Annotated in this window: 10 protein-coding genes; 4 read left to right on the top strand and 6 right to left on the bottom strand. The window is 68.4% G+C overall.

Going from position 1 to position 8,204, the window contains the following annotated elements; all coding sequences use genetic code 11:
• Positions 1-580, bottom strand: a 580-nt coding sequence (locus tag ACFDTH_RS08515; RefSeq protein ID WP_375287104.1) for an FMN-dependent NADH-azoreductase, incomplete at its 3' end; no start/stop codon positions are given.
• A 26-nt stretch (positions 581-606) separates the two neighbouring features.
• On the bottom strand, positions 607-1,398 hold the full coding sequence (locus ACFDTH_RS08510; protein ID WP_375287103.1) for a DODA-type extradiol aromatic ring-opening family dioxygenase: 792 nt from the start codon (positions 1,396-1,398) through the stop codon (positions 607-609).
• Between the two features lie 75 nt (positions 1,399-1,473).
• Here ACFDTH_RS08510 and ACFDTH_RS08505 point away from each other — a divergent pair, with 75 nt between their 5' ends.
• Entirely contained in the window at positions 1,474-2,370 is an 897-nt protein-coding gene (locus ACFDTH_RS08505; protein ID WP_375287102.1) for a LysR family transcriptional regulator, read from the top strand.
• A gap of 57 nt (positions 2,371-2,427) precedes the next feature.
• Here the strand turns inward: ACFDTH_RS08505 and ACFDTH_RS08500 are convergent, their stop codons facing one another.
• Entirely contained in the window at positions 2,428-3,060 is a 633-nt protein-coding gene (locus ACFDTH_RS08500) for a TetR/AcrR family transcriptional regulator (protein ID WP_375287101.1), read from the bottom strand.
• 70 nt (positions 3,061-3,130) lie between these two features.
• Between ACFDTH_RS08500 and ACFDTH_RS08495 the strand changes: the two genes are divergently transcribed.
• A complete protein-coding gene (locus ACFDTH_RS08495; RefSeq protein ID WP_375287100.1) occupies positions 3,131-3,856 on the top strand; it encodes an SDR family oxidoreductase in 726 nt (241 codons plus the stop codon).
• A gap of 24 nt (positions 3,857-3,880) precedes the next feature.
• Here ACFDTH_RS08495 and ACFDTH_RS08490 read toward each other — a convergent pair whose 3' ends face one another.
• Positions 3,881-4,732 (bottom strand): NmrA family NAD(P)-binding protein, encoded by an 852-nt coding sequence (locus ACFDTH_RS08490; RefSeq protein ID WP_375287099.1) that lies wholly within the window; start codon positions 4,730-4,732, stop codon positions 3,881-3,883.
• Between the two features lie 113 nt (positions 4,733-4,845).
• Here ACFDTH_RS08490 and ACFDTH_RS08485 point away from each other — a divergent pair, with 113 nt between their 5' ends.
• Positions 4,846-5,547 carry a TetR/AcrR family transcriptional regulator gene (locus tag ACFDTH_RS08485; protein WP_375287098.1) on the top strand — a complete coding sequence of 234 codons (702 nt, stop codon included), beginning with the start codon at positions 4,846-4,848 and terminating at the stop codon, positions 5,545-5,547.
• Positions 5,548-5,627: 80 nt separating this feature from the next.
• On the opposite strand, the gene ACFDTH_RS08480 is transcribed toward ACFDTH_RS08485, so the two are convergent.
• A complete protein-coding gene (locus tag ACFDTH_RS08480; protein ID WP_375287097.1) occupies positions 5,628-6,536 on the bottom strand; it encodes an NAD(P)/FAD-dependent oxidoreductase in 909 nt (302 codons plus the stop codon).
• A gap of 80 nt (positions 6,537-6,616) precedes the next feature.
• On the opposite strand from ACFDTH_RS08480, the gene ACFDTH_RS08475 reads away from it, so the two are divergent.
• A complete protein-coding gene (locus ACFDTH_RS08475) occupies positions 6,617-7,099 on the top strand; it encodes an Rrf2 family transcriptional regulator (protein ID WP_375287096.1) in 483 nt (160 codons plus the stop codon).
• A gap of 111 nt (positions 7,100-7,210) precedes the next feature.
• Here the strand turns inward: ACFDTH_RS08475 and ACFDTH_RS08470 are convergent, their stop codons facing one another.
• Positions 7,211-8,023 (bottom strand): SDR family NAD(P)-dependent oxidoreductase, encoded by an 813-nt coding sequence (locus ACFDTH_RS08470; protein WP_375287095.1) that lies wholly within the window; start codon positions 8,021-8,023, stop codon positions 7,211-7,213.
• Positions 8,024-8,204: the final 181 nt, after the last annotated feature.

Raw genomic sequence — 8,204 nt, 5'->3', positions numbered from 1 at the left:
TTTCGATGAACCCGGCCATCGTCGTTTCGCCCATGTCGACCGACTTCGCGTTGCCGCCGGCGACGAAGGTCACGTCGGTAATGCCGATCACGCCCAGGATCAGGCGCAGATATTGGGTGGCGACGTCGCGGTCGCGGATCGGCGAGCCTTCGGTATAGACGCCGCCCGATGCCATCAGCACCGTCGCCTTCTTGCCGGCGACGAGGCCCTTGCCGTCGTGCCCAAGCGTCATCCCCTTGCGCACGATGCTGTCGATCCATGCCTTGAGCGCGGCGGGCACGTTGTAGTTGTAGACCGGCGTCGCGATCACGAGGTGGTCGCAGGCGAGCAGCTCGCCGACGAGTTCGTCCGACAGCCTGAGCTCGGCCTGCATCGCGGGCGTGTGCGCTTCGGGCGGCGTGAAATAGGCCTGGAGCCACGGCGCGCCGATGAACTGGAGGTCGGTTTCCATCAGGTCGCGCTCGACGATCGTACCGTCCGGATGCGCCGCCTGCCATCGGGCGACGAAGCGGCGAGTCATGGTGCGCGAGATCGAGTGGTCCCCACGCGGGCTGGTCTCGACGACGAGAAGCTTGGTCATGAAGTGTCCTTTGTAGAAAAGAGCGATCAGCCGAAGCGGAAGCCGGAGATCGGCTTGCCGAGCGCATGGCCGTGGAAATGGACGGCGCCGGGTTCGCCCGATGCCGCGCCGGCCGCGACCATCAGCGGCAGCAGGTGATCCTCATGCGGCTGGGCGACCCGGGCATAAGGCGCGTCGGCCCAGTGGATCAGCGCCTCGTCGCGCGTCGCGCCGTCGATCATGGCGGCGCGCAGCCAGGCGTCGAAGGCTTCCGCCTGCTCGTCGACCGACCGGCCGCCGAAGAAGCCGCGCATGTTGTGATAGCTCTGCCCGCTGCCCAGGATCAGCACGCCTTCGTCGCGCAGCGGCTTCAGCGCGCGCCCGATCGCCAGATGCGCTGCCGGATCGAGCCCGCGCTGCATCGACAGCTGCACGAGCGGAACGTCGGCTTGCGGAAGCATCACCTTGAGCGGCACGAAGATGCCGTGATCCCAGCCCCGCGCGGCTTGCGCGCCATTGGCGATACCCGCATCCGACAGCAGCGTGCGCACGCGTGCGGCGAGGTCGGGGGCGCCCGGCGCGGGCCAGGTCAGGCGGTAGGTGTAGTCGGGAAAGCCGCCATAATCGTACAGCAGCGGCGGATGCGCGCCCGCGTTGACGGTCGGCACGTCCTCTTCCCAATGCCCCGAAACGGCGAGGATCGCGCGCGGCCGCTCGGCCAGCGTCGCCAGGAATCCGCGCAGATAGGTTTCCAGTTCGCGCCATGTCTCGCGCATCGGCCCCGGCTCCAGGAAGAAGCACGGCCCGCCGCCATGGTTGATGAAGAAGGTCGGTTGCATGGCCGCGATATGGTGGCTGGACGTGTACCGCGGAAGCGATAAAGATGTGATGATCCTTATCGGTTGAGGTGATGGATGATCGGCACTCTCACGCTGGACCAGCTCCGCGTCCTCACCACCATCGCCGAGACGGGCAGCTTTTCCGCTGCGGGGCGCAAGCTGGGCCGGGTGCAGTCCGCCATCAGCCAGACGGTCACGACGCTGGAGGACACGCAGGGCGTCACCCTGTTCGACCGCTCCGGCTTTCGCCCGGTGCTGACCGATGTCGGGCGGGTACTCGTGGCGCAGGCGCATTCGGTGCTGGCGAGCGCCGCGCGGTTCGAGGCGGTTGCCGCCGGCACGCGCGCGGGGGTCGAACCCGAGCTGGCGATCGCGATCGACCCGCTGGTGCCGACCGCCGCCTTCATCGACAGCCTGCACGCGCTGCGTACCGCATTCCCCTATCTTCCCGTCAGCTTCTCCACCGAAGGGCTGGGCGGGGCCGAGCGACGGCTGCGACGCGGCGACGCCGCGCTCGCGCTGTGCGTCCTGTTGCCGAGCGTGCCGGAGGACGTGGCGGCGCTACCGCTGCTCGGGATCGACCTGGTGCCGGTGGTGTCGCCGGTCCATCCGCTCGCCGGGCTCGACCGGCCGGTGACGGCCGCCGACCTCGACGAACATATCCAGCTCGTCCTGTCCGACCCGGCCGCGCCCGATGGTCCGAGCTACGGCATCCTCGGCACCAGGACGTGGCGGTTCGTGGACCTGGCCCGGCGGCTCGATTTCCTGCTGGCGGGGCTGGGATGGTGCCGGATGCCCGACTATCTGGTCGCGCCCTATCTGGCCGACGGTCGCCTGCGCCCCCTGACGATCGAGGGCGACCCGGCCCGCGCGACCGGCCCGCTGACGATCTACGCCGCACATATGCGCAACCGCGTTCTCGGACGGGCGGGAAGCTGGCTGCTGGGGGAGCTGCAGACCCGGCTGGCGTGAGCGGCGTTTTCGACCATTCGCCGAAGGGCCGGATCAACAGCAAGCGTCGCCTTCGCATCAGCGCACGCCAGTAGCAGCCAGATAGGCGCGGCACATCCAGGCCAGCTGACCGCGCAGCGCCTCGACCGCCGGGGGCGGCAGGTTGCGCTCGAACGCATTGCGAACCGTGCCGAAGATGACCGTGACCAGCGTGAGGTTGACGCTGGCGAGGTCCCGTTCCTTCGCGTCGGAAGCGCTGGCGAACATGGCGAGCGTCGCTGCGTCGACCCGGGCGGCGAAGGACTCGATCAGCGCTTCGTTGTCGAGTTCCACCGCCGTGCGGTATAGCGCGCGGGTCACGTCGGCCCGCTCGGTCTTGGCGTTCCAATAGGTTTCGATCAGCGCGTCGATCATTGCGTCCAGCGGCGCGCCGTGGTGGGCGTGGCAGGTCGCCTCGATCTTCTCGGACAGAACGTCCAGATACCGCGCGTTGAGCGCGTAGAGCAGCGCCTGTTTGTGCGGGAAATACTGGTACATGGTGCCAACCGAGACGCCCGCCCGCTCGGCCACGCGCGTGGTGGTCAGCCGGTGCGGGCCATCGGCCACCAAAAGCTGAACGGTCGCTTCGAAAATCGCGTCAACCGTGGCTGTGGCGCGCGCCTGACGCGGCGTCTTCCGGGCTTTCAGGTGGCGCGGAGCAACCGAGGACATAAGCGAATTCCCGAACTGAATGATCCTTCATATCTTGTGGCGCATACACGCAAGATCAAAGGAAAAACTCGTGCCGCATGAAACTCGCATCGCCCTGGTCACCGGCGCCAACAAGGGCATCGGGCTGGAGATCGCCCGCCAGCTCGCCCAGGCCGGGGTCCATGTCATCCTCGGTGCGCGCGACGGCGATCGGGCCAAGGCGGCGGTCGCCGATCTCGCCGCGCAGGGTCTGACCGTGCAGTCGGTGTCGATCGACCTCACCGACGATGCCAGCATCGCGGCCGCCGCCGAGACGATCCGCAGCGAACATGGCCGCCTCGACATCCTGGTCAACAACGCCGGCATCGTCGATCCGCAGGACGGCCCGCCCAGCACGGGCGCGCCCGAAGCCGCGCGTCGCATCATGGACACCAATTTCGTCGGGACGCTCGCGGTGACGCAGGCGATGCTGCCGCTGCTGCGCCGGGCGCCCAAGGGCCGGATCGTCAACCTGTCGAGCGCGCTGGGTTCGCTGGCGGTGATGGGAGATCCGAGCTCGCCTTATCATTCGGCCCGGCTGATCGGCTACAATGCGTCGAAGGCGGCGGTGAACATGCTGACGGTGCAGCTCGCCCAGGAACTGCGCGACACTGGGATCGTCATCAACTCGGTTGCGCCCGGCTATGTGAAGACGGACCTGACCGGGCACACCGGCTTCATGACCGCCGAGGAAGGCGCGCGCCTGCCGGTTCAGTACGCCCTGAGCGGCGACGAGACGGGACGCTTCGTCGAGCCTGCCGGCGATACGCCCTGGTAGGGGCGCATCGCCGGCAGGCGTGCCTCACATCGATGACAAAAGGTCGCGCAATGTCCTGGGCGGCCGACCGAGCAAAGTGCCGAGCGCAGGATCGGTCGCGGCGAAGTCGCCCCGGCGGGCGGCGCGGAACGTGCCGAGGAGCATGTCGGCATACATCTCGGGCGTGCCGGCCGCGACCCTGGCGTTGCGCCATTCCTCGTCGCTCACGGTCGTGCGGCGCACCTCGCGCCCGGTCGCCTCGGAAGCGATGGCGGCGACTTCCGCCATGGTGAGCGCCTCGGCTGCGGTCAGCGGCGGCGTGATGCCGTCCCACGCGCCTTCGCTGCACAGGATCGCTGCATCCGCTTGCGCCAGGTCGTCGCGGGACGTCCAGCTGATCGGACCATCCTCGGGCATGCGAAGCTCGCCCGTCTTGAGGGCTTCGCCGATGATCATGAGGCAGCTCTCCGCGTAAAAGCCATGTCGCAGCGCGGTGTAGGCGATTCCACTCGCGGCAAGGTCGGCTTCGGTGCCGGCGTGCTGATCGGCTGGCAGAAACGGCGAGCCGGCGCGGGCGGCCATATGACTGGTATACAGGACGCGGCGCGCACCCGCGTCACGGGCGGCAGCGATCGCAGCCTGATGGAGACGCCGCGCCTCCTCGCCGAGCTTGTCGGCGGAGACGATCAGCACCTGGTCAGCCCCCTGGAACGCGGTCGTCAAGCTGGCTGAGTCGGCGAAGTCCCCGGCACGGACCTCCACACCCCGATCCGCGAGCATCGAGGCCTTTTCCGGCGAGCGGGTGACGGCGACGACTCCGGCCGGCGATACGCGGCCGAGCAGATCTTCCGCCACGCCCCGGCCGAGGTGGCCGGCGGCGCCTGTTACGACGATCATTGGAACATCCCTTATCGTTGGAATTGCAAAGACGTTATCACCGATACAGGAACGCGCGCAACAGTGCTACGGTTTCTTGGAAATCGGTGTTACCACCGCTTATGAGCAGGGATTTGGAACAGGACCGGGACACTCAGGACGTGCGCGCGCGCGTTCTGGACGCGGCATCAAGGCTGATCGCCGAAGGCGGTGTCGCCGCACTCACAACCAGGGCCGTGGCATCGGCCGCCTCTGTCCAGGCGCCGACCCTGTACCGTCTGTTCGGCGAGAAGCGGGGGCTGCTGCATGCGGTAGCGGAACATGGCCTGGCGACCTTCCTCGCGCACAAGGCTTCAGCAAAGCTCCATCCCGATCCAGTGCAGGACCTGGCGGACGCCTGGGACAGCTACATCGGCTTCGGCCTGGCCAACCCCGCCGTATTCGCCATCATGAACGAGATCGGGTCGACTGAGGTCGCGTCGCCAGCGGCACTTGCCGGGCTGGAGATGCTGCGGGCGCGCGTACGGCGGATCGCACAGGCTGGCCGGCTCGGCATTCCGGTGGAACGGGCCGTCGGCCTCATCCATGCGGCGGGGGTCGGGACCGTCGCCACCCTGCTGGTAACTCCGGAAGAACAACGCGATCCGCAGCTCGCCGACGTCGCTCGCGGGGCGGTCCTGTCCGCGATTCTTGCCGACGCGCCGGGAGAGCGGGACGGCGATGGCATCGCGCCCCTCGCGATCGCTCTCGGCGCGCGCCTCGGCGAGGCAAAGGCGATCACTCCGGGGGAACGCCTGTTACTTACCGAATTGCTGGATCGTCTCTCCCGCGAGTAAGCCCTCCCGCGTGGCCAAGCTGCCCCCCGGCAGAGGAGTGGGACGCGTCGGCGCCCGTCAGGCCGCCAGCACGGGGGCTGTCATCGCGCCGGCTCGCCGAAGATGGAGGCATAATTGGCCGAGCCGCCGGCGATAACCCCGTCGGCTGCGGCCAGCATGGCATTGCCGAACGCGCGCGCCGCATCGCCGCAGGCATAGACGCTCGGCACGCTGGTGCGCATCGCGCCATCGACTTTCACGATCCGCCCGGTAGGCGCGTCCACCAGTTCGCAGCCGAGATGTTCGGCAATGGGGCTGGCGAGTTGCAGGCCCGGCATGACGAACAGCGCCACAGCCGGGACATGCTCGCCGGACGCCAACTCGATGGAGGAAAGTTCCCGGCCGCTGCCGTGCAGTTCGACGATCCGCTCGCGCTCGACGCGCACCCCGGTTTCGCGCAGACCAGCCAGCGTGGCGTCGTCGGCGGCGATGCCGGCGTCCAGGAACAGGGTGGTCGGCCCCCAATTGGCAATCAGACGTGCGTGGTGGAGGGCGCCTTCGCTCTGTCCCAAGACGCCTAGCGGCCGCCCCGCATGTTCATAGCCGTGACAATAGGGACAGTGCAGCACGCCGACGCCCCAGCGCTCCGCCAAGCCGGGCACGTCGGGCAGGATGTCGTTGATCCCGGTGGCAAGGATGAGCTTGGCCACCCGGATCGGCGCGCGATCCGCGACGGACACCATGAATAGCCCATCGTCGGCTGTTGCGGCTGTTGCCGTGCCTGCGATCAACTCGACGGCCGGATATCGTGCGAGATCGGCACGCGCGCGCGCCAACATCGCGGCTCCCGTCGCGCCGTCCTGACCGAAGAAGCCGTGCGACTCCGGCGAGAAGCGGTTGCGGGGCCGCCCTGCATCGATGACCGCGACGCTCCGCCGCCCTCTGGCGGCATATATGGCGGCAGAAAGGCCCGCATAGCTTCCGCCGATCACCGCGATATCGTAATCCATGGGTCCGATCTCCTTGCGTAACATGATATGTTGCGCAAGAGTGGCGCGTCAACCAGCTTCGGGAAAACGGCAAAAAAACGGTGCGGATCGACAGCAAGCTTTCGCGGATGCTCCATGTGCTGCTGCACATGGCCCGGCATGACGGGGCGTTCACCTCCGAACAGATCGCCTGCATGCTCGGGACCAACGCGGTCGTGGTGCGCCGCACGATGGCGGGTCTGCGCCAAGCGGGATTTGTTGCGTCGAGCGGCGGGCACGGCGGCGGGTGGAGCATCGCGCGCGATCTGGCCGATGTGTCGCTCCTCGATGTCTACCGTGCGGTCGGATCGCCCCGGCTGTTCGCGCTCGGCAATGAGAACGCCAGCCCGGCCTGCGGTGTCGAGCGGGTCGTCAATGGTTCGATCGACGAGGCGCTCGACGCCGCGCAAGCGATTTTGCTGGCACGGTTCGCGGACGTCTCCCTGCAAAGCCTGGCTTCGGAGTTCGACGCGATATGTTCGGCGGACGGCTGGCCGCATGTGCCGCCGCCATCTGCCTGCAAGGCCTCACGCCCGGTGCCGTGAAGCCGTGCGGGACAGGCTGCGCGGGCCCACCCGGTCGGCCTAGAGCCGGTCGTGAAGGCGCAGCCCGCCGAACTCACCTCCGCGTTGCACGCCTGAGCGCAAACGTCTCGCTCATTCGGCCTGCTGGCGATAGCGTGTCGCCAGAGTCGGGGACTGTCCGCCGAAGGCCGTGAGATTTGCGCGCCGGGCGCCGTCCAGCAGCCCGACGTCCTCGACGCCGGGCGCACAGACGACCTCGCCGAGTGCCAGGCCGGCAAGGCTCGCCGTCACCACATCCTCGGCCGTCATCCGCGGGAGCGCGCTCAGATCCATGCCCTGGCGCATATGGAACTCGGTGGCGACGATACCGGGGCAAAGCGCCTGTACGCGGATATTGCCGGCCCGCAGTTCCTCGGCCAGCGCCTGGCTGAGCGCCACCAGATGCGCCAGAGTCGCCACATAGGTCGCGCGGCCGGGCGTCGGGCCGAGCGGCGCGGCAGCGCCGAACGCCAGCATCCCCGCGACATTGACGATCGTGCCGCCGCCGCGCGCCAGCATCCCCGGTACCGCCGCATGCGCCAGCAGCGTGGTCGCGAGCGTCTTGACCCGCAGCACCTCGGCGATGTCGGCCGCGGGAACCGCCGCGAAGCTGCCGTAATGGGCGAGTCCGGCGTTGTTGACGAGGAGGGTAAGCGGCTCGCGTGCGCAGGCCTCGGCGACCGCGGCGATTCCTGCGTCCGTGCCGAGGTCCGCTATGATCGGATCGAGGCGCCCGGCGGGGAGCGCGTTCGCCAGCGCATCCAGGCGATCGGCGCGACGGCCGACCGCGATGACGCGATAGCCCATGGCGCCCAGCCGCAAGGCGAAGGCGCGGCCGATGCCGGACGATGCGCCCGTCACCAGCGCCACCGGCTGCCCGTTTGTCACATCGCTTGCTTCGCTCATGCCGTGCTCCCGTATCAAATGCCGGCCGTGCCGGAGGAAGACGCGATCTAGGCGCGGTGCGCGAGGACGATTAGGCGGGATCTTTCGAACATGGTGCGCACTGGCGCGCACAATGCCGCGCACGCCCGTACGGCGACGCTTTCGCGCGCGGCAGGGGGCCCGTACATGCGATGAGGCCGGT

It is taken from the genome of Sphingomonas sp. (genome assembly GCF_042096255.1).
Taxonomy (GTDB): domain Bacteria; phylum Pseudomonadota; class Alphaproteobacteria; order Sphingomonadales; family Sphingomonadaceae; genus Sphingomonas.
The sequence above is the reverse complement of the archived record's forward strand: the minus strand, read 5'-3'. Positions and strand labels throughout refer to the sequence as shown.